Raw genomic sequence first — 22,931 nt, forward strand, 5'->3', positions numbered from 1 at the left:
CGATAGAAATTTTGGGAAATATACAAACTATAAACACAATTAACAGCGCACTTACGTATAAATACCAAGAAATTGGTTGCAAAAATAGTCAAGACAATAGTCAAGAAATTTGGTTAAATGTGAGGAATGAACTGTGAGACAGCTTCACGGTAAAGGTTTAGATTTAATATTAGGTGCAACTACAATAGTCTTTTTAGCTGCTCAACCAGTCAAAGCACAGGTTACGCAAATTACGGATGTGCAGCTCAAAACAGTTAATGGCGGAGTAAATGTTGTTTTAAAAACTTCTGCTGGTTCTCGTCCGCAAATTTTTACGACACAGAGGGGCAAAACTCTAGTTGCAGATATTATTAATACTCAACTACGTCTACCCCAAGGCAATAGTTTCCGCAAAGATAATCCCCTTCCGGGAATCGCTTCTATTCAAGTGACTCAGCTAGATACCAATAGCATCAGAGTCTTAGCAATTGGTACTGACAGCGCTCCCAATACTCAACCTTTGGTGCGGGGGACAAACGTGATTACTCTTGGCTTGAGTCCGAGTACAGGAACCACAGCATCAGCACCCACACCTCCCCAAGCACCTACCCCTACCCCCAGTCCATCAGTTCCACCCGTTGTCCCCAATCCCCAAGTCAGTATTGATGGTACACCAGCGCAAACAGCTGGGCCAGGACAAGCGCAAACCCCAGCACCACCTTTCTTACCTAGAGCCGTTGCACCACCAGTGGGAGATATTGCCATTTCCAATATTGATGCTTCTCCGAGTGTGGTTGATTTAGGAACTCAAGAACGTGTACCCCGACTTGTGCTAAGAGATGCACCAGTCAGGGAAGTGTTGTCATTGCTTGCTCGCGCTGCTGGTTTGAATTTGGCTTATACGGAAACACAAGCAGCAGGAGGACAAGGGGGACAAGGAAGTTCGACGATTTCTTTGGATATAGAAAACGAACCTGTACAAGATGTGTTTAACTACGTCTTGCGTCTGAGTGGTTTGGAAGCCAACCGTAGTGGACGTACAGTTTTTGTTGGGCCGAGACTACCCAACTCTACCCGCGATGTAGTCATGCGGAACCTGCGACTGAATCAAGTAACAGTGGGGACTGCTCTCAACTTTTTGGTGTCCTTGGGTGCAGAAAGTGCTGTGAACCGCGAACGCCAAGTCACTAATGTTAGTGCTGTTCCTGTAGCTGCTGGAGCTGCTCCGATTACTCAAACCCAGACAACTACAGAAACAAGAGTTGAAACTCAACGCATAGATTTTCAGGACTCTAAACCTTTATTAAGAGGTTTACAGGCACTTGGAGACGAGCGGACAAATTCTCTAACTTTAATTGGCCCAGCGAGACAAGTTGAGATGGCTATGGCTCAACTGACTCAACTAGATGTCCGCCGTCGGCAAGTGGCAGTCAATGTCAAAATTATTGATGTTAACCTTTTGAATACCAAGGACGTTAACACCAGCTTTTCCTTCGGGGTTGGCAATAATTTCTTTGTCAATGATGGCGGTGCAGCATCTCTAAATTTTGGTGGATCTAGACCAGCTACGAGTACAGAAGCATCTAGCAGTGTGACAAGCACACCTGTGATTGGCAACCCAATTACAGGAACACCCTTCCTGGATGTAAACAATCAGCTTGTTATTCCAGGTGGAGGCTCTGGTACAACAATAGTTAACCAATCTTCAAATTCTATCACTGTTGGTGGAGTAACTGTCCAACCTGGTACTGCAACTGTACTACCCAATAGAGATGCAGTCACTTATCAACCAATTTCACCATCTTCAACTAATCCATTACAACCAGGTATTACAAATGTTACTCGTGGTACAAATGATATAATCACCGTTGATACAGAAGGTAAAATCAGTGTGTCTCCTGGTAATACAGGAACAGTAACATCTGCCCTACCTTCTTTATACCAGTTCCCCAAACGTTTTCTTGCTAGTTTGCAAGCTCAGGTGCAAAGTGGCAATGCCAAAATTTTGACAGATCCAACCTTAATTGTGCAAGAAGGTCAAAATGCTAATGTCAATCTGACTCAGCAAGTAGTAGGAAATATTAAGAACGAAATCACACGAGGTGATGGCAGTTCTACACAAACTGTGACAGCAGAGAAAGAAGATGTGGGTTTAACTTTAGCCGTCAAAGTTGAGCGAATTGATGATAATGGTTTTGTTTCTCTTTCTGTAGCTCCTACTGTCAAAGCACCACAAGCTTCTGCTGACATTAATCTGGGTTCGGGTAGTAGCCAGCAAATATTTTTGGTATCTCAGCGATCGCTTAATTCCGGTTTGGTTCGTCTACGCGATGGTCAGACTTTGATTCTTAGTGGCATTATTCAAGACACAGACAGGTCAACTGTCTCTAAAATTCCTATCTTAGGTGATATCCCCTTGATTGGCTCGTTGTTTAGAAGGACAAACAAACAAAATCAGCGCAACGAGGTAATTGTATTGCTAACACCTCAAATTATGGATGATTCTGAGAAATCATCTTATGGCTATAGTTATACTCCTAGTCCAGAGGTGCGGCAAATTCTTGAGCGTCGTGGTTTGCAGGTTCCCAAGCAGTAGGTAACAAAGTTCTTTGAAAGCATAGTTTTCTTTGTGTCTTTGTGCCTTTGTGTTGAAAAAATTATTATTGAAACACCAAGACACGAAGACACCAAGAAGTGAGTGAATCATCCCACCCTATAAACGAATGGAGCTTATTTTCTCATTCATTACTACTTTGATAATTAAATACCAGTTCCTTTGCATCACGTTTTTTAATTACTTTTGCAGGTACTCCCACGGCTATAGAGTAGGGAGGAATATTTTTACTAACAACTGCTCCTGCTCCAATTACACTACCTTCACCAATAGTGACTCCATCTAAGACTGTGACATTATGTCCTATCCAGCAGTCATCTTCTATAGTTATTCCCTGGCGAGTAATACCTTGATCTACGATATATTTTGTCGGATCTGCAAAATTATGATTATTAGAAAATATTCCTGCGTGAGCAGCAATTAAGCAGCGTTTACCGATAGTAATATCTCCCGGCCCAGCAATACATACACCAGGACCAATAAATGTTCCTTCACCAATTTGTACACAGGTGTTGTCTAAAGCACCAATAGTTACATCTTTTTCAAGTGCAACACCTTTTTCTAAGGTAATTTTGTTATTTTCTCCTTTCGCATCTATACGCGCACCTTTAAAAATATGCACATAACTACCAATTTTAATTTGATTAGTACCTATAAATTCAACACCATTTTGAATATAGACTGAGTTATCTATTTTGGCAAAAATAAAACGATAAAGTAGCTTTCTTAAACTAGGACCAAAAGCTATTGTTGGTAATTCTCCCAGCAAGTTAATTAGTAAAACTTCTTTCAGGCGCTGCACTTTGGATAAGGAATTTTGATTCATAATCTTTCTCCATATTCTTGATCTAATTTATGAATTGTTTTGTTGTCTATGCACAACTATAGCTTTTGTTATTTAGGTAATAATCTGTCATACATTTAAATTTGTTTGGCAATATACAGAAAAAACTGATACTTTTGGTAGATTTTTGCCACAAATAAATAATGTTGAAAAAAGCAAGGAGATAAATTACTTTTAGCTAGTGTTAATAGGCACAAAAATCATTTCGACAAGAATTCACTTGTTTGAACTACATTTAAAATCAAGTTCAAGTTTGCTATGAGACAAATATAATTTGTCTAATCAATACTTCGGTTATGCTCAAATTCTTGTAACTATAAAATACAAGTCAGAGCTAACTTGATATCGCTTGTGTTTTATGACAAGGAATTTTTTCGCTTTAATGCAGGTATTAGAATCAAATGAGTATTGTCTAAGTAATCTTGATCAAGCAATGACATGGTTTCTCTCACTCAACCATCAAACCAATCAAATATCAAAGTTTATGGTTGAAATAGACTAATGCTTGGTTTTTTAGTAAAATCAGAGATTTACATAGCAGAATCAATATAGGGTATAGCCTACAGCTATCTTCTGCCAAATAGTAATAATCTCCTCAACAAGTTAGTTAGACAAGTATTCTTTTGATAAAACTACATTTGTTGAAGCTTCTCTATTGAGTGGTGAAAGTTTGCATTTTTGCATCAACTAAATGTAGGCATTAATTTTTCGTTTTTCCAAAAATTTCTTCTATGCTGGGATAACACTAGGGTGGAAATTCACCAACTTCAGCCATCACATTGAACCGAAGTGCAAACACATAAGCACTTCCTCGATTCATATAACGGCTTTCTTGCAGCCAATTTTTGTAGTGCGCTGCTTTGATCATGATGGGCGTAGGTTAACCACAGACAAATTAAACTGGGTTTGTAACTTTATAATCTAAAATTACTTACTCTAATTATCTATAACATAATTCATTTAATTATTCTAAAATAAAAAGATTCATTTAATTTTTTTTATATTTGATAAAATTATAATTAAGTTTCATATATTTATGAGCCACATATATTAACTCAAAAAATATTGCTTCTTGCTAAAGATAGATTTTTGAGCAAAAGCTAGGACTGTTGCAATACGGTTCGGTTAAGAATTTTTCGTCATAATTTTGGGTATATGGAGACGTTGCACTGCAACGTCTCTACAGGGTTAAAATGTCAATAGGTTTGTCTTATCCGAACCGTATTGACTAGTTAATGGCGATCGCTAACCAAGTAGGATAAGCATAAGAATCAACAAACAGTAACTTTTGTTCTAAGTAACTACTGAATATACGGTTGGCTGTGGCTTGAAGATTCTCGAATATACGGTCATCATCACCAAAAGCTTCAAATGCAAGACTCCACCAATTATTTTCCTTGAGCGTCAAATAAGTCAATTCCACTTTACAGGCGTTATCAATGGTTTCATTTTCCGAAACAGCTTGTAGTGAAAAATCATCTAAAACTTCGTAAAGTTGGGAATAGCGAACTTTCTGCACACTCACCCACACAGGATGAGTTGCAATCTGCTGTGCTGGAAAACTTTCTCCCGTCGAGTCATGACATTCCCACTTACTCCACTTTTCTACTTTCCCCTCCGCAAATTCACCGAAACTCATGACACCTAATTCAGCTTTGCGCCATTTGACTTCTAGTTGTTCTTGCCGTAATTTGATACCCAAAAATTCGCACTCAGGAGAGTACAGATATAAATCTTCTCGTGGTGCTTCTGGTTGTGAAGATTGAACTAGACAATGTTGCTCAAACCAAAATTGAATATTTTCTGGTATGGTGCCAGGGTAAAACCAGCGCATTTCGTAAGTTGTTAGCATCCGTGGGAGAATGAAAAACGACAAATCACACTTGCCTTGTATTGCTTCCAGCCCAGAGGAATTGAAACAAATGTGGAAACGAATTGCAGTAATTTTGTTACTAGTGTTGAGCTTTAGCCTTACTAACTACGGTACAGCGTTTGCCGCACTCAGAAGTTTTGTAGACACTAGTGATGGCTATCAATTTTTATATCCTAACGGCTGGGTGCAAGTTAGAGTTAATGACGGCCCGGATGTGGTCTTCCACGATTTGATAGAATTTAGTGAAAATGTTTCTGTAGTCATCAGTCCAGTACCAGAAGGTAAGAGCTTACCAGAATTAGGGACGCCGGGTGAAGTAGGATATAGGCTAGCCAAAAATGCTCTTGCTCCTGATGGTTCAGGACGTACAGCGGAATTAGTCAATGCAGAGCAAGTCGAATCTAATGGTAAAACATATTACAAATTAGAATATTTAATTACGCTCCCTAATAAGCAACAACGACATAACCTCGCCAGTGTTGCCACCAGCCGAGGTAAGCTTTTTACATTAAATGCCTCAGTGCCAGAAAAACGCTGGCGCAAAGTCAAAGGGGCCATAGAAGAATCTGTTGATTCTTTTTCTGTATATTAGTCAAGGGTCATTAGGGATCGGGGATCGGGGATCGGGGAAAAAATTCTTAATTTTGTAGGCGCAAGCCTTCCCGTAGGGTATTTTGAATTGTTTTGTCTCCCTTGTTCCCGCGTCCGGTGCGTCCCCCTTCCCTTGTCCCCGATCCCTGTTCCCCGACGATCCCCAATTCTAAACTATGGGTATTCCAAACTTTGTACTTGCATCTGCTTCTGCGGCGCGGCGCCGCTTGTTACAAACTGTTGGTATTGAACCGATAGTTTGTCCGAGTGATTTTGATGAGTCGCAAGTGAAAATCAGTGATCCGGCGCAGTTAGTGCAAATTTTGTCGCAACGAAAAGCGGAAACTGTAAGTCCTCAGTTTGAATCTGCTTTAGTCATGGGTTGTGATTCGGTTTTAGCTGTTCATGGTGAGATTCACGGAAAACCAGCAGATCCTGATGAAGCCCGCCAACGTTGGCGGATGATGCAGGGAAGTTTTGGTGATTTATATACTGGTCATACTTTGATTGATAAATCACGCAATCGCAATTTAGTCAAGCATCAAGTAACAAGAGTTTATTTTGCCCAGATTAGCGATCGCACTATTGACGCCTACATAGCCACAGGTGAACCCCTTAAGTGTGCTGGTGCTTTTGCCCTCGAAGGTCGTGGTGGTTTATTTGTGGAAAAAATAGAAGGCTGTCACAGTAATGTGATTGGGCTGAGTTTACCCCTGTTGCGGCGAATGCTAGAGGAATTGGGGTATGATGTGGCAGATTTTTGGAATTAGGAATTGGTTGTTATTGAGAAAAATCAACAATCAACAATCAACCACCAATTAATAAGGTTATGATATCTGCCATATTAATAAGAATGCCCCTGTGAGGAGTTATCTGCTAGTGTCATGTTTATTCTTAAAAGGCAGGATGTTGAAATATCGACAATTGACCACCCAAAACGGGATCAGCAAGTACCGATTCTCAATTATCAGGGGCAGACCTTTAGATTAATCAGTGTATTTAAAGCTAGCCAAGAAGAAGAAGCAAAATCTTTGTGGAGAGATTTAACCGATAACAAAGGTAAAGCTTGTGTTTTGCTAGAAGAACCGGAACGTTTTAGTATTTGGGGCAAAATTCGTCTAGATCAACTCGGTAGTGACACGGGTAATCATAGTAATATCGGTGTTTTTACTCAAGCTAGTATTTTGCTGTTGCAAGCTGTGTACATGGACATTGAAGACTTTTTGGGTAATAGACAAGCTGCCTTATTTGAGAAAGAAATGGTTGAGACTTTGCAAAAGGGGCAGTTTCCTCAAGTGTCTTCGCCTGAAGGAGTCAAATACTTACTAGAACTAGACCCGCTAACTACTCCAGTTCCTAACTGGCAAGAAAATCATGTCATCAATTTATTGCAAGAATTGCATCGATTAGGAAAAGCCTATTTTGGCAATACTAACTTTGCTCATTCTGTAGCTGATAAATTACAAGATATGCCGGAAGGAGAGCGATCGCTATTCATCAGTTGGCTAAATCAGTCTCCACTGAGTAAACTGTGGCATTAGTGTATATCAGTGTTTGTTGACGTTGAATCCTGGATAATTGAACATATAAATTGGCAAAAAGCTTGTTATATATTCTTTTCCACGATTGAACACTCAAACAACATTGAGGATATTCCTGTCACGGTCAAAAATCATGAGTAGCATTTACGACAAGTCTCAACGTTCTAAATCTTTATTCACCACTCAGAATATTATTTTGGCTAGCATAGGTTGGGGTGTGCTGGCACTATTGTACTTTTTAATGTTTAGTGCCAAGGTTCCGACCGGAGTAGACTGTGTAGCAAAACTGAGTGCAAAAGCCCAAGAAGCAGCAACTTGCTTAAGACGTGCTGATTGGTACGTTTTGGGGACGAATATTTTTGAGGCAACAGCTTATCTATCTGCTAGTATTTTATGTCTAAGGAATTGGCGCAGTCAGCAAATTATGAGCGATCGCAACGTCTGGCTGGCAATTGGTATTGGTATGCTTTCTTATTTCCTGGGAGGGATATTTTTTGGATATACGGAAATCGTCTTAAAAGAAGAACCTTTCCCATCATTAGGTGATGTATTTTTCGTAATCACATATCTGTTGCTGGGCGTAGGTATAATTTTAGCAGTGGCTTCTAGGCGACTGAATTTGGAAACTTCGCAGTGGATAATAGTATTGGCAATAGGAGCCTTTGGCAGTGCGTTGGCATGGCTAATTTCCAATCAACCACAGACCGCAGCAGTCCAAGCCCAATATTCTCCTGGGTTAGAAGTTGTTGCTTCTGTTTTAAATTGGTTTTACGTGATCAGCGACGTATTGCTGTTAATTATCGCTACTACTCTACTGCTAGCTTTTTGGGGCGGACGAGTTTCTCTTTCTTGGCGTATGATTGCAGCTGCGGCATTTTCGCTCTACATTGCAGATATGTGGTATAAATACGCCACAAATTCGATTCCCAATTATCAAAGTGGAGAGATACTGGAAGTGTTTTGGGTCTGGAGTGGAATTTTATTTGGTATGGGTGCTGTCTTGGAATATGACGCATCACTAAGCCGTTCCCGTCGAGAACGGAACAGAAAACGTAGTTAGAAAATTGTTTGTTTGGTGTCCCGCCGTGAGAAAACTAACAGAATCTGATAAACAAGAAATCTTACAATTATACCGTCAAACTGCTGAAACAACCTCTACTTTGGCAGAACGCTATGACGTAAGTAACTCGACAATTAGTCGTTTACTCAAAAGTACCTTACCAGAAGATGAGTACGAATACCTTGTTTCGTTAAAGCGTGCTGCTAGAACTCCAGAAGGAAAAGCACAGGTCAGTTATGATCACCTACCGTCTTTTGTGCAGGTAGAACCGGAAGTTTTAGAGCAACCGCAAGAGAAGGTAAGTCCACCCCAAGAGGACCAACCTACTCCTGTTGTTGCAACTGATTCGACTGATTCAACCTCTAATAGCAGACGAGTCAAGCGGCGTTCTTCTGCACCCCACGAGACTAAACGACCAGTCATCAAGCAATTAGAACTTTTAGAACCCAAAGCTCAAGAAATCACCAATATTCCTAGTCCGTTAATAGAGGATGTACATACGGATTCTCAAGCGATCGCTCATATGCTGGGTGAAGAATTGCTAGACGAGTCGGAAGAATTAGAAGATTTAGATGAGGAGCTCGAAGAAGAAGACTTCGATGATGAAGACTTCGAGGAAGAGGAGGAAGAAGAATATCGAGAACGACCACGTCTAGTGACCAGAACTAGAACTGGTGACAGTTTTGTACGAGTCTTACCCTTCTCAGCCGCTAGTTTACCCAGAACTTGCTATTTAGTGATTGATCGTTCCTCAGAATTGATTACCAGACCATTGCGAGAGTTTGGCGATTTGGGCTATATCTCTAATCTAGAGACTCAAGAAAGAACTTTGCCGGTGTTTGATAATCACCGAGTTGCAAAACGCTTTTCTACCAAACGCGATCGCGTAGTCAAAATTCCTGATAGCAGAATGTTGCACAAGGCTCGTTACCACCTCCAAGCCAAAGGTATTACTCGGCTATTAATTGATGGTCAGGTTTATTCTTTGTCTTCGGTTTAGTGTTATTGTTGGCGGTTCGTTCCTGGACTTTTCAATTATCCCCCGCCTTTAGGCGTGGGGAGAGCCATTCGATTTTGGATTTTGGATTTTGGATTTTGGATTTTGGATTTTGATTGGCTCCACAGATTTTTCTGGGAGATTTTACCATCAAAGAAGTATCGGTCAATAATTTGACTAAAATACCTTCTTAAGAGCTTCAAACCAACGAGATGCTAATTTTCCTTCGCCAGTATTATTCGGGTGACATCCATCGATAGTATCAGACACATTGAAACCATTATACTGATCTACGACGATCACAGGTGATTGATATGTACTGGTTTGGTTAGCAAGGTTGGGAATCAGCGAATTAAATGATATTTTACGCTCCTCACTACCACAGGTTGTAATAATTTGAGCCAGCAGTATCTTTACATAGGGATTATAGTATCGGAGCTTTTGAATAATCCCACGTATGTCCTCGATGGTACTCTCTGGGCTTTCTCCACTTCCTAAATCATTAGTACCCAAATGAATCAGCACTATATTTGGTCGAGTGCTGCTTGCCCATTGGTCAATCTGAGCTAGTATCTGATCAGCTCGCCAACCACAATGACCCTCATTATCTAAGTCAAAATCTGGCTGAGGAGGAGTTCTGCCACAATTAACTCGGAGTGAGCCAACAAAATCAACATTGTAACCTCCATTGAGTAAATAAAACCAAAGTAAGCGACGGTAGCTGTTTTGACCTCCCTCTCCTCCAGTAATTGAGTCCCCAAGAGGCATAATTCGTATAGAACTAGAGTTTTGTACAATTAAACGTGGTTTGTTACTTTTGTTTGTACCGAACGCTGTTGCATTGAAAGTACTTTTACCTGTGACTTCTAAAGTCACAAACATAACTATAATGCTTAAAATTATCAACCACCAACGACGCATATTACTACCTCTTAAATAAAGATATGCAGTTAACTTGATTGGTCGCGGTTGCTAAGATTATTAGGAGCTAAAAATTGATGATAAAACTCTCCTAATTGCTGTAAAAACATGCAACAACATGCCTTTACAGAATATGTTTTTTTCAAAAAATGCAACCTAGTTATTCATTAATTTAAATATAACAGTATTATAAATAATCATTATGATGGGCATAACCTATCAATGGTTAATTCATATTTGTATGCTAGCTATTACATGTTTATAAATTCGTTTTTTCGCCTCTAGTCAGCTATCTTGAACAGCATTCCTAAAATTGTGAACAACAAGATACCCGACTTCTTGTAGATACCCATAAGATGGCTTACCGGAGGTTATAAGTCGGGGACTGGATCTCTCAACAACTCATTTAGCATTGCTACATGAGGGCGAATAAACCACGTCTACTTTGAGAACTGTAGTTTTGTAGGTTGGGTGTAGCGACAGCGAAACCCAATATTATAGTTTGGTTAATGTTGGGTTACACTCCGTTCCACCCAACCTAAATAATGTCCTTTTTGAAAAACTCCTCTTTTCAAGATGGACGAGGTTAATTACTAAAATTGTTCCTGGTTTAACTCTGGATTATGCCATCATAAAAACTGTCTATGTTATAAATTTTTTTCGACATTGTATATAAAAGCAATTCCTACAAAATTTGGTCAAAATTATGCAACGTTTTTTCAAGTTTTTTTGACATTGTCTGCTTTATCTTCTTTTTTTTCGATCTTATTGATGCTGCTTCTGCTCAACCTATTCCTACTAAGAAAGGTACAGATGCAAACTACGTCGATGCTGGTCTTGCTTCTGGTGTTACCAATGGTGAACAAAGTAATGATTCTGCAACATTGGGTGGGAATGTTGCTGGTCGCATGAAGCTTGGTAGTACTCCTTTAGGAATTAATGCTTATGAAAATAGCTCTGCTTCTGCTATAAGTCTGAACGGTGGTATTGGCTATCGGTTTAAGTAGCTTGCTTGTTTGGTTAGCAAAAAAATTTTTGGATAACGTAACAAATAACTGATAATTTATTAAGTAAGATTGCTGGGTTTGCTAGGTATTACATATACTGAAAAACCCAGTTTTTTATCGTGTTAAAATTAAACTATTCTTCTTATCCCCGACCGGATTACCGGGAAAAATTAGCCGAATGGGTGCTTCTAAATTCACGCTTCGGCGTTTATCGATGACTTCTTGAGAATATTATACAATTTGCAATGGTTAAATCCGCTCCTCTTCCCATCACCAGCCGTAAGCCTTCTAAAGTAGAAGCAATCAAAGAACGCAGTAATTGTTTGCGTGAACCAGTCGCCACAGAAATTCTTCAGGATACAACGCATTTTAGCGAAGATGCAGTACAAATCCTCAAGTTTCACGGCTCTTATCAGCAAGATAACCGAGATAATCGGGCTAAAGGACAGGAAAAAGATTATCAGTTCATGCTGCGGACAAGAAATCCTGGTGGTTTTGTACCGCCGCAGTTATACCTGACTCTGGATAAACTAGCTGATGAGTATGGCAATCATACTTTGCGTGCTACCACTCGGCAAGGATTTCAATTACACGGGATTTTAAAGAAAAATCTCAAAAGCGCGATCGCCACGATTGTGACAAACATGGGTTCGACTTTGGGAGCTTGTGGTGATGTCAACCGTAATGTCATGGCTCCCCCCACACCTTTTAAAAATAAAGCAGAATATCAGTACGCTTGGGAATATGCCGAGAATGTGGCTGAGTTACTGACACCACAAACCGGTGCTTATTACGAAATTTGGTTAGATGGCGAAAAAGCCATTAGTGGTGAAGAAAACCCAGAAGTCAAAGCTGCAAGAGAAAGTAATGGCACTGGTACTATTTTTCACGACAAAGAAGAACCTATTTATGGTACTCACTACATGCCGCGCAAATTCAAAGTTTGCGTCACGGTTCCAGGAGATAATTCAATAGATTTGTATAGCCAAGACCTCACCTTAGTGGTAATTACTGACGCTCAGGGAGAATTAGCAGGATTTAACATCTTTGCTGGTGGTGGTTTAGGACGTACACACAACAAAGAAGAAACTTTCGCCAGAGTTGCAGATGAGATTTGCTATGTGGCGAAAGCAGATGTTTACGATATGGTGAAAGCCATTGTTGCGACTCAAAGAGATTATGGCGATCGCACAGACCGCCGTCACGCTAGATTAAAATATTTAATCCACGATTGGGGCGTTGATAAATTCCGGGCAATGGTGGAAGAATATTTTGGGAAACCGCTAGAACCCTTCCAAACTCTGCCAGAGTGGAAATATGAAGATTTCCTCGGTTGGCATGAACAAGGTGATGGTAAGCTGTTCTTGGGTATTTCTATCGACAATGGGCGAATCAAAGATGAAGGTGACTTCCAACTCAAAACCGCCTTACGGGAAGTAGTCGAGCAGTACAACTTACCGATCCGCTTGACTCCCCACCAAAATGTGATTCTCTACGATATTGCATCTGAGAACAAGCAAGCTGTTGAAGATATTCTCAATCGTCATGGTGTTATCACCAATGTTGACAGCATCGACCAGATTTTCCGTTACTCAATGGCTTGTCCTGCATTACCTACTTGCGGTTTAGCAATTACCGAATCAGAGCGGGCGATTCCAGGAATTTTAGAGCGGATTCGCGCTTTGTTAACGAAAGTGGGTTTACCAAATGAACATTTTGTGGTAAGGATGACTGGATGTCCTAATGGTTGCGCTCGTCCGTATATGGCGGAACTTGGGTTTGTGGGTAGCGCTCCCGAAAGTTATCAAGTCTGGTTGGGTGGTTCGCCAGATCAAACCAGACTCGCAAAGGCTTACACCGAGAAATTGCATCATAATGATATTGAAACTTTCCTAGAGCCAATTTTTGTGTACTTTAAGAAGTCACGTAAAAAAGGTGAAAGCTTTGGAAACTTTTGCGATCGCGTCGGGTTTGATGCAATTCGGAAGTTTACCGACTCTTACAAATCAAAACTTGCCAAAGCTGCGAGTGTAGGACGTCATCGGATTACCGTTCGCGATGATGTTTATGCTGTGCTGAAGAAAACTGCTGACAGTCAAGGAAAGTCAATGACGGATGTGGTGGATGAAGCATTAAAGCTTTACTTGAAAACAGAGTGATACAGAACCCCGATTTTTCTAAAAAGTCGGGGTTATTTTTACTCTACCAGTTCCAAATGAAATCCACTTTCCTCAAAACTCTTACATGGGTATTTGCGATCGCTCTCAATTTTCTGTTTGAATTGATTATTATTTCTAACTACTTTCGCAAGCACAGCACTTTGTTGACTTCGTTCACCATTTTGAAATTGCAGTGGATATCCTGAAGTTTCTGTCGCTGGAAGATTAACAGATTTGAGATTATCTAACACACCTTGTCGAGTTGGATTTTTAGACTGGGAAATCAACTGAGAAATAACTTGAAGAAAAGCTTTGGTAGCATCATAACTACCAGCAGTTCGTGAACTAACCCTGACTTCCGGTATTGTACAAGCCTTATTTGCAAAATCTTTAGCGTTGGGTTCTCCACTAAACCAGGGAATTGTCATGACTAAGCCTTCAATATCATCTTTACCTTGTCTGATAATTTCTGTACTATATAGTGAACTTGCTGCTAGTAACTGCAAATTTCGATCTAGATTTTCTTTATTTTCTTTTAATTCATGAGAGATTTCTACTATTCTAGAAACTAGATCAAGACTTGGTAAAAACACAACTCCATCCGCTTTATTTTGGAAAACTTGAAAAGCTTCATAAGATGTTTGTAAACCTGAACTGGCTATATCTCTAGTTAGAATTACACTTCTACCTGCTTGTTTATCTTCAAAGAATTTTTTAAATTGTCCTGTTATACTTTCGCTCGAAACATCATCTTTTTTATAATAAACTACAATTCTTTTCAGGTTTTGTTTTATGGTATATTTAGCTAATCTTTCTCCAATTTCTTTATCGGAAGGAACTGTTCTATAGAAAACATTGTTTTTATATTTAAATTCTTTCCAGCTTAATAGTGTGCTGGTGCTAATCGGAGATACCATTGCTAAACCAGCAGCATCATAATCACCTACAGCAGCATAACTAACGGAACTCGGACCATGTCCAATTACACCTAAAACTCTGTTGTCTTTAATCAAATTTTGAGCAACTTTTTTTGCATATTCTTCATCACCATAATCATCTGCGATGACTATGTTGAGTAATGGTTTACGGAATTTTTTGTTTTTTTCATTAAATTCAGATTGTGCAAGTGCTACACCCCTTAATGTTTCTCTAGCTAAATCTTTTCTAGCGCTGATATCATTTATAGGTACGGCAACTGCTAATGTCACATAATTACCACTTTGTTGTGCTAGTGCATTGTTGTAGTAAATTTCTGCTTCTGGATCAGCTTTGTCAGTGTCTTTTGCTTTTCTGAAGAAATCAACTGCTTTTTGATAAGCGTCTTTTTTTTCTGAGTCTTGCTTTGATTCTAAACCTTTTGTAAATTCCTTAACACCAAGTTTTAAATCATAATTACCATTACCAAGAAGGAAAGAACGTTGTCCTTCACTAAATAATGTTGGTTCACAAATATAAGGAGTATATATGCATTGAATTTTTTCTTTTAACTGAAAACCTATCGCAAAAGTCGCAACACTTGCAATTGTTGCTATTCCTGCAAATATAAGTTGAAAACGTTTATGTTTTTTGATCTCTGATTTTTTATCTGCTATCTCTGATTCTTGTTTGACTATTTCTGATTCTTGACTAGCATTTAAAAACTGGTAATCTTCTATTGTCAATATTTTATCAACACTCCATAGCATTGCCTCTTTTAATTTTTCTCCATGTAAGAGCCATGCTAATTTATCTTTATCTTGTTTAGAAGATTTCCAACCTAATAATTCTTCTTCATAGGGTCGCTTATCAGCTAGCATCTCTGCAACCCATTCTGAGTTAAATATTTTCTGATAAAGTCGGTTATAAACCTTTAATTTGCCATCTTGTGCTAAAACCAATCCTGATAATCTTAATTCAGTCTGTTCTATACTTTCATCTGTATTGACATTATTGTTATTTAAGATTTCCAAATAAAGCTTTAATATTCTGACAATCGATTCTTCATGATTACGAATTCTGTCACGAATTTTACTAAAATGTTGAGGATTATCTTTTTCTTCCCAATTGGTGATGATCTTGTCATAAACAAGTTTATCTGTCCATACACTTAAATCTTTTGAATCAACTGGTACTTCATCTCTGCTATCCACAATTATCTGACAGAGTTTTTGAGTGAGAAAAGGTTGTCCTCCTGTCCATTTCCATACTTCTTTAATGATATTTTCACTAACTATAGGATTATTGACTTTACTTGTTAATCCTTCCTTAAATTGTTTTGCATCTTCTAAGGAAAAAGGAGTTAATTGAATAGCATGACCAATATTAAATGGTGTACGTTCTGTATCTTGAATTAACTTAGCAGGAGTAGCGACGCCAAGTAATACAAAAGTTAGGCGTTGATATTCTGGTTTACTAGTTCGTTGATTATAGCAGTAACGTATGAAGATAAAAAAATCATCTGCGGGGAATTCTAAACTGAGGACACTATCAATTTCATCAATAAAAATAACAATATTTTCGGTAATAGTTTTAAACAATAACTTTTCAAAGAAATAGCTGAGTTTCATTAATGGTGGTAAGTCTTTATATTCCTGCCAAAAATGTGATAAATTTTCTGGCTGTAAATGCAATTCATCTGCTAATCTTTGCATCAAAGAATAATACCATTGCTGCGGAGTCACTCCTGTATTACCTATCCCACTTAGATCAATTAAAACACATTTATAGTTTTCACTTTCTAATCTTTGTTTAACTCGCAATTGTAAGCTAGATTTCCCCATTTGTCGCGAGTTGAATACATAGCAAAAGTTACCTGCTATGAGTTGTTCATATAGTTCTCTGTCTGCTGTTCTTTCTATATAACTAGGGTTATTCGGTTGTAAAGTACCACCAACTTGATAATATGCCATAGTGTTAATTATTTAATATGATTTATCACTTAAAGATGCTCACGGAAAAATATTCGATATAATTCGCAAAAAGGTTTACTGAAATTTCCCTCTAGCTTCACTAGACCTAAGCATTGTAAGTATCTAGTAATATTTGCTTCTAATTTAATTGGATATTCTGTATTAACAACTTGATAATATGCTGCTCTCAAATCTGGAGTATTATTGAGCAGATTTAATCTTTCAATTAGATGACTCCTGTATGCTCCTTGTAAAGTTGGCGCAATTGCTAAAAATTGCGGCAAGGTAATATCATAAAGTTTGATGTAATCACAGCCTACTCGTACTAACATGGGATGACCATTTAGCAATGAAAATAATTCCTGGATTTGTATTTCTGTAAAATCTAATCCACTTATTTGTACAAAACGCTGTACTTGTTCTTGACTCAATTCTGGTAAATCTAATACTAGTCCAACATTAGTTAGAGGTGAATTATTAATATTTAGTGAAGCGTAAAATTCAGTAGAATGGACAATAATCAAACGCAGTCTTTTCCAAATTCTACCTGTTGCATCATCACGTTTTGCATTATTATGCCAAGTTCGTAGCATCGCACAAAAATTATTAGCGATCGCACCTTGTTCAAAAACTAAATCTACATGATTAAGCGCTAAAACCAAAGGATTATTTATACTTGTTAATAAGTATTTTTGAAAGTAGTTTGTAGTATTATCAATATAACTACCTTGATTCCAATATTGATCTAGCTGATTAGATAATCCTAGTTCTCCACCGACAGCAACACAGAAAGAACGCAAGAAATTTTCAATATTATTAGAAGCTGTTGCATCAATCAAAAGCTCAAAGTCTAAAGTTACTGTTTGATATCTTCTCCCTTTAGCATAATCAACTATACGATGCATCAGCCTTGTTTTACCCATAAACTGAGGCGCTTTAATTCTGATGAGAGAACCTGGCTGAGTAATATATTCATAACATTGTTGTTCAATGGTGGGACGTTCTAAGTAAAACACAGTCGAAGATTGATCTATTCTTTTACGCAGAACAGGGATTAACTCTGGTGAAAAACCTGCAAGGTTAATCTCTGTACAACCCAGTTCATGAGCATCTTCATAGGAACAGTTTCCACCCAATGCGGTGTAAAAACCAACCGCAAAAGCGATCGCAACTCGATCACCTATCGCTCTTTGTGTTCCAATTACAAAAGGGATATGTTCAGAAATTGCTCTTGCTTGGATGTCTGAATAACAAGCATTGAGAAGCACACATTCAACAATATCTGCAACATTACTAAACAATTCAGCTAAAATTTGGGGTTCAACAAGCTGCATTTTACCCAAGTCATTCTCAAAACAAAGCTCACCAGTACTCGCACCGTGACCAGAAAAATGTACAATCTGAGGCTGAAAGTTCAGTATTGCTTGACTTATATCTGTTGGACGTGCAGAAAAAGCATAATGTAAAGAAAATCTCTCTCGTTCCAGACTTGATAGCAATCTTTGTTGAATTTCTCTTAATTCTTCTTGTACGCGCAGTCTCGGCGTATTATTAGGTTCAGATGTCAGAAACAAAATTCTGATTTGACTATTGCGATCGCTGCTCCTCATCCAAAAATGCTCCACGTCTGTATATAACTTATACTCATCGCTAAGTTAGTAAATTATTTAATTGTCAACAGTAATCTTACTATGAGTATAAATAGCTATTATTGATGTGTGTTTATCAAAACACAAAGATGTGGATATACTTCAACTTGCTTGATTTGTTTTCCGGATGAAAAGCGCGGAAATTATTACCTTCTGTATATATTGTTTGTAGTAAGGACTTCAGTCCTTTATTTAAGGGAGAGGACTAAAGTCCTCACTACAAACTAGATTTTTACACTAGTCCTGAGTAACTATTTTTCAAGACTTGTTCTATTGAACCCAGTTTCTTAAACTCACTGATCATCACAGACGCTCTTGTTTGTTTATGATTGAGCATGTCTTTGAGTGGTGTGAGTAAATTCACGTCAGGATCTTTCCCCAGCGCAACTTCCGCAGCTTGCAAAACTTGGGATGCGATCGCGAAAATCTCTTGATTGTTAAATCCTTCTTTTGCAGAGATTTGGTGTTTTTCAGCGTCTGGAATTATTGCTCTTCCTGGTAATGATGTATCTAGAATTATACCTTTTAATAATGCTAGCAATGCAGCATAAATAGAAAAGTCATCACAACTATCAAATGATTTGAATTCTATGCGACCAACTTCTGCGGGAATGCGTGCGATTTTTGTCAGGGAAGGTGTAGACTTAATTAATTGTTCTGGTTTTTCTAAAAATACAATTGCTGCGGCTCTTTTACCTGTTCTGATAAATGTCCTTACCGATAAACCTTCCCATAAATCACCATTATAAAAAGGAGAACTAAAACTAAAAGGAACAATATAGGGACTGTAGTAAGTTAGCTTCTTAGCAACATCAATTAAACTTTCATAAGCTAAACCAGGGAATGATAAATTTAAATCTGGTCCATAGCTGACCATAAAAATATGAGCAGTTTGTTCATCAGGGTTAGCCTGTAAGATACTACGTTCATATTTATTAAGTGGTGGTTCAGGCTCAAAAACAGTTTTGTAAGGATTAAAACTAATTAAAATTGGCGATAAATCAAATTGTGCAGCAACTTGACGTAGCAATTCAAAACTTTCCGATAATTCATGAATAGTACTTTTAATATCGGAATTTATTGTAGTTCTGATTTCAATACCTTTGGGAATACAATCTATAAGTTTTTCAGTATCTTCTGCAAATCTCTCAAACCCTTCGATGTACCACCGCTTTTTTCTAATACCAGCGTCTCCGATACATAATTGCATGGAGTCGTTCGGGTATGTGGGTAGTTGTTTAATGATGTGATTAAATTCAGCAAATTTTGTACAGGTAAAATCTGCAAATTGTCCTTCAGAATTCAGGAAAGCAACTTCATGCTCTATGCCAAAATAAAACATTATTTACACCTTTGATTTAAGATTGATATTCTGGGAATTAACCGAATTTAACTAAAGCCAAACGATAACTATTTGCCAAAAATGGTATATACGAAAACAAGAAGCGCTCAATGAGAGAAAAACGCTTTAAATATTTACTTGGCAAATCACTAAACCTACAAATATCTAATATTTGATAGCGATTATCCCAATTTTTGATTTTATAAATATCAGAAATTCCCCAATCAAACTTGGCTGATGTGTATTTAAGAGAATCGTGGTACTTTTGATTTTTTACTATCAACGGAGACATAGAATCAAAAGCAAACCATGAACCTGGGAATTCTTGTAAAAGATTAGTAAAAAGCTGCTGTACTTGCTTTTCATTGAGATACATCAGTACACCTTCTGCTACAAATATGCAGGGTTGCATACTCACAGCTTTTACACACTCAAACCAGTTTGTATCTAAACAAGAAGCAGTGATGAACCGACGACGTTCTGTTTCTGGAAAAAACTGTTTCCGCAATTCCATGACATCCGGTAAATCTAAATCAAACCAGCGTACTTGTCCGTTATCCACTCGTTCAAAGCGCGTATTCAATCCAGCGCCAATCTCGACAACCGTACCTTGGGGGTATTGTTCTAGATAATTACGTATCCAGTTGTCGAGAATCATACCTCGTAAACAAGTTCCTGCTTGCGAATTTTTTGCATTAATAAATTTATCAAAATCATAATCAACTGCTTGGAGAATCTCAACTGATTTGGAGTCTACAATAATCGGATCAGACTGATTTATTTCATTAGCTCTTGCCCATAGGGTAATTAACAATGTTTCTTGTACAACACCTAGATTGACTTTTGTTTTAGCCATAAGTCTTATTTAAGTAGCTGATAAGATAAAACTAATTACAAAAATTCTCAATAATTCTAGCACAACAAAATCATGGCAGAACACACAGAGCAGTGAACTATAGGAAAATTTCAAAGCGTAAATAAAAGTACTTTTGAAAAAGAATGAAAAGCTTATCATGTAAGCTTTCTAGCTTCTGTGTTTTGCTTACCTTGAAAAGCCACTCCGCCTCTACTGTCTCCTGCCTTCTTGTACTAGTATGGACTTGGGAAAAGCTAGAGGCGTGAGTTTATGACAAGTGCCGTTCAATCTCCCTACAGTAGTGAACAAATAGCAGCATGGCTGCGTGGATTACTGACTATTGCTTGGGCAGATGGTGATTTTGATAACCAAGAACAAGAATTAATTGCCAGCATTACCAAAGATGAACTGGCTCCTGAGACAAAATTGGAGTCTTTGGACGTTATTGAACCAGAGGAATTAGCCGTTGTTCTGGGTCACGGTACGTCAGCAGCAGAAAATTTCTTACGTACAGCTGTGATGGTGGCGATCGCTGATGGTACATATTCTAAAAGCGAAGACTACCTTCTGCACCAGTTGTGCAAGGCTTTGGGAGAACCAGAAGACTTACTAGAGGCTCTGCGTCATACCTTAGAATTTCACCCCACAGAGCCAATAGAACAGCAGGTAGAGACTCCTTTAGTTCTCGCACCTACAAAGCTACAACTTGACGCATTATACCCGGTGCGCGACTGGCTCGACGGACTAGACATCCAAGATCCTAGAGTCGCCCGTTTCTTATGCAAAATGATTCCTTCCCAGTGTCCATTTGAACGTGACATCAAGCTATTTGGACACAAAATAGTACACATCCCACCTTTATGTAAACTCAATCCCCTGTATGAACAACTCGTTAGCTTACGTTTCCGCGCCCTCTCCTATTTAGCAGATGATTGTGGTGAGGATATTTCGGAATATATTTAGAGACGCGATGTTCCTCGCGTCTGTACAATAGTCATTGGTCATTGATCATTGGTCATTGGTCATTGGTCATTAGTACAAGACTTTTGACTAATGACCTATACTTCTTTGATGGTACAGAGCAAGCAAAAAATTCTGTGGAGTCAATCGAAAATCCACGCATCCAAAATCCAAAATCGAATGACTAATGACTAATGACCAATGACAAGGACAAATAACTAATTATGCAATTCATAGATCAGGCAAAAATTGAAGTAGCAGCAGGTAAGGGAGGCGATGGAATTGTCGCTTTCCGCCGGGAAAAGTATGTACCAGCAGGTGGTCCATCTGGTGGTAATGGGGGAAAGGGCGGTTCGGTGATTTTACGCGCTGTGGAAAACTTGCAAACTTTACTTGACTTCAGATACAACCATCTTTTTCAAGCAGAACATGGTTCTCGCGGTGGTCCAAATAATCGCACCGGAGCAAATGGTAAGGATCTGATTATTGAAGTTCCCTGTGGTACGGTGGTTTATGATGCCGAAACAGAGGAAATTATCGGGGACTTGGTGGAACCTGAGCAAGATTTGCTAGTTGCTAAAGGCGGTAAAGGTGGATTGGGAAATCAGTATTTTTTGAGTAACCGCAACCGCGCCCCTGAGTATGCTTTACCAGGATTAGCAGGAGAAGTAAAGCAGCTGCGTTTAGAGTTAAAACTTTTAGCAGAAGTAGGAATTATTGGTTTACCAAATGCGGGGAAATCCACTTTAATCTCTACTTTATCAGCAGCACGTCCCAAAATTGCTGATTATCCCTTCACTACTCTTGTGCCAAATTTGGGTGTGGTGCGTAAACCCAATGGTGATGGTACAGTTTTTGCGGACATTCCAGGATTAATTACAGGTGCTTCCCAAGGAGCGGGGTTAGGACATGATTTCTTGCGTCATATTGAACGCACGCGAGTGCTGTTGCACTTAATTGATGCTACTAGTGAGGATGCGATCGCAGACTATAAAATCATCGAACAAGAATTGCAGGATTACGGCAGAGGTTTATCAGATCGTCCCCAAATTTTAGCTCTCAACAAAATCGATGCAGTCGATAGGGAAAGTGTAGACATAGAAGCATTAGCAACACAACTTAATCATCTTTCCCGCGCCCCTGTATTTTTAATTTCAGGTGTTACTGGTGCTGGATTAGAGCCGATGCTTCAGGAAATTTGGTCACTGTTAGAGAAAGTTAATGAAGTAATATTAAGTTAGTTAAATAAAAGTTATGAATGGTTTAAATATGTTCTCTTCTGTTTAGAAAATAAACTAATGTAGCTGGAAGAGGACAGCGTAATATGGCATAAATTTCCGTAAAAATTAAAAAGTGAATTGTAAGTAGCAAGTTTGAATATATACTAATTTTTAGTAAGTAATTTAGGATAAAACCTGCTAGACCAGTCTTTTATAAGCTTTTTATCTGATGAGCTAATTGTTACATTCGTGTAATTATATTTACACCATAAGAATTTCCGATATATAACTAAATAATATTAGCTTAATATCAAGTTAGTTGAATCACGTATAAAAGCATCTGTATGGCTTTGTCAGTACAGTTGCGATCGCATCTACAAAATCATAACTACTCAACTGACTTAGATATTCCAACCAAACCAGGGTGCTG

The 22,931-nt window shown here is 38.5% G+C and carries 17 protein-coding genes; 9 read left to right on the top strand and 8 right to left on the bottom strand.

Features of this window, described 5'->3' with window-relative positions; genetic code table 11:
• The first annotated feature begins 133 nt into the window (after positions 1-133).
• Positions 134-2,575: an AMIN domain-containing protein gene (locus tag ACE1AT_RS18555; protein WP_374870934.1), complete on the top strand. Its 2,442-nt coding sequence runs from the start codon at positions 134-136 to the stop codon at positions 2,573-2,575.
• Between the two features lie 142 nt (positions 2,576-2,717).
• Here the strand turns inward: ACE1AT_RS18555 and ACE1AT_RS18560 are convergent, their stop codons facing one another.
• From ACE1AT_RS18560 to ACE1AT_RS18570, 3 genes are all read right to left on the bottom strand, one after another.
• Positions 2,718-3,419 carry an acyltransferase gene (locus ACE1AT_RS18560; protein ID WP_374870936.1) on the bottom strand — a complete coding sequence of 234 codons (702 nt, stop codon included), beginning with the start codon at positions 3,417-3,419 and terminating at the stop codon, positions 2,718-2,720.
• A gap of 763 nt (positions 3,420-4,182) precedes the next feature.
• A complete protein-coding gene (locus ACE1AT_RS18565; RefSeq protein ID WP_374870938.1) occupies positions 4,183-4,305 on the bottom strand; it encodes a hypothetical protein in 123 nt (40 codons plus the stop codon).
• A gap of 360 nt (positions 4,306-4,665) precedes the next feature.
• Positions 4,666-5,289 carry a hypothetical protein gene (locus ACE1AT_RS18570; RefSeq protein ID WP_374870940.1) on the bottom strand — a complete coding sequence of 208 codons (624 nt, stop codon included), beginning with the start codon at positions 5,287-5,289 and terminating at the stop codon, positions 4,666-4,668.
• 70 nt (positions 5,290-5,359) lie between these two features.
• Here ACE1AT_RS18570 and psbP point away from each other — a divergent pair, with 70 nt between their 5' ends.
• The 5 genes from psbP to ACE1AT_RS18595 all read left to right on the top strand — a co-directional run bounded on the left by psbP (position 5,360) and on the right by ACE1AT_RS18595 (position 9,502).
• On the top strand, positions 5,360-5,902 hold the full coding sequence (gene psbP, locus ACE1AT_RS18575; protein ID WP_374871009.1) for a photosystem II reaction center PsbP: 543 nt from the start codon (positions 5,360-5,362) through the stop codon (positions 5,900-5,902).
• Between the two features lie 175 nt (positions 5,903-6,077).
• Positions 6,078-6,671: a Maf family protein gene (locus ACE1AT_RS18580; RefSeq protein ID WP_374870941.1), complete on the top strand. Its 594-nt coding sequence runs from the start codon at positions 6,078-6,080 to the stop codon at positions 6,669-6,671.
• Between the two features lie 114 nt (positions 6,672-6,785).
• Complete coding sequence (locus ACE1AT_RS18585; RefSeq protein ID WP_374870943.1) at positions 6,786-7,442, top strand: Npun_F0813 family protein; 657 nt, start codon at positions 6,786-6,788, stop codon at positions 7,440-7,442.
• 133 nt (positions 7,443-7,575) lie between these two features.
• Positions 7,576-8,502: a hypothetical protein gene (locus ACE1AT_RS18590; RefSeq protein ID WP_374870945.1), complete on the top strand. Its 927-nt coding sequence runs from the start codon at positions 7,576-7,578 to the stop codon at positions 8,500-8,502.
• Positions 8,503-8,527: 25 nt separating this feature from the next.
• Positions 8,528-9,502: a transposase gene (locus ACE1AT_RS18595; RefSeq protein ID WP_374870947.1), complete on the top strand. Its 975-nt coding sequence runs from the start codon at positions 8,528-8,530 to the stop codon at positions 9,500-9,502.
• A gap of 174 nt (positions 9,503-9,676) precedes the next feature.
• On the opposite strand, the gene ACE1AT_RS18600 is transcribed toward ACE1AT_RS18595, so the two are convergent.
• Positions 9,677-10,420, bottom strand: a complete 744-nt coding sequence (locus ACE1AT_RS18600) for an SGNH/GDSL hydrolase family protein (RefSeq protein WP_374870949.1) — start codon at positions 10,418-10,420, stop codon at positions 9,677-9,679.
• Positions 10,421-11,672: 1,252 nt separating this feature from the next.
• Between ACE1AT_RS18600 and sir the strand changes: the two genes are divergently transcribed.
• Entirely contained in the window at positions 11,673-13,586 is a 1,914-nt protein-coding gene (gene sir / locus ACE1AT_RS18605; RefSeq protein WP_374870951.1) for a sulfite reductase, ferredoxin dependent, read from the top strand.
• A 38-nt stretch (positions 13,587-13,624) separates the two neighbouring features.
• Here the strand turns inward: sir and ACE1AT_RS18610 are convergent, their stop codons facing one another.
• From ACE1AT_RS18610 to ACE1AT_RS18625, 4 genes are all read right to left on the bottom strand, one after another.
• Positions 13,625-16,474 carry an AAA-like domain-containing protein gene (locus tag ACE1AT_RS18610; RefSeq protein WP_374870953.1) on the bottom strand — a complete coding sequence of 950 codons (2,850 nt, stop codon included), beginning with the start codon at positions 16,472-16,474 and terminating at the stop codon, positions 13,625-13,627.
• 29 nt (positions 16,475-16,503) lie between these two features.
• Complete coding sequence (locus ACE1AT_RS18615; RefSeq protein WP_374870955.1) at positions 16,504-18,084, bottom strand: AAA-like domain-containing protein; 1,581 nt, start codon at positions 18,082-18,084, stop codon at positions 16,504-16,506.
• A gap of 271 nt (positions 18,085-18,355) precedes the next feature.
• Entirely contained in the window at positions 18,356-19,465 is a 1,110-nt protein-coding gene (locus tag ACE1AT_RS18620; protein ID WP_374870957.1) for a glutamate--cysteine ligase, read from the bottom strand.
• A 37-nt stretch (positions 19,466-19,502) separates the two neighbouring features.
• Positions 19,503-20,321: a class I SAM-dependent methyltransferase gene (locus ACE1AT_RS18625; RefSeq protein ID WP_374870959.1), complete on the bottom strand. Its 819-nt coding sequence runs from the start codon at positions 20,319-20,321 to the stop codon at positions 19,503-19,505.
• A gap of 270 nt (positions 20,322-20,591) precedes the next feature.
• On the opposite strand from ACE1AT_RS18625, the gene ACE1AT_RS18630 reads away from it, so the two are divergent.
• Both ACE1AT_RS18630 and obgE read left to right on the top strand, forming a co-directional pair.
• On the top strand, positions 20,592-21,284 hold the full coding sequence (locus ACE1AT_RS18630) for a Mo-dependent nitrogenase C-terminal domain-containing protein (RefSeq protein ID WP_374870961.1): 693 nt from the start codon (positions 20,592-20,594) through the stop codon (positions 21,282-21,284).
• A 221-nt stretch (positions 21,285-21,505) separates the two neighbouring features.
• Positions 21,506-22,522 carry a GTPase ObgE gene (obgE, locus tag ACE1AT_RS18635; RefSeq protein WP_374870963.1) on the top strand — a complete coding sequence of 339 codons (1,017 nt, stop codon included), beginning with the start codon at positions 21,506-21,508 and terminating at the stop codon, positions 22,520-22,522.
• The last annotated feature ends 409 nt before the right edge of the window (positions 22,523-22,931 follow it).

It is taken from the genome of Pelatocladus sp. BLCC-F211 (genome assembly GCF_041928655.1).
Taxonomy (GTDB): Bacteria; Cyanobacteriota; Cyanobacteriia; order Cyanobacteriales; family Nostocaceae; genus Pelatocladus.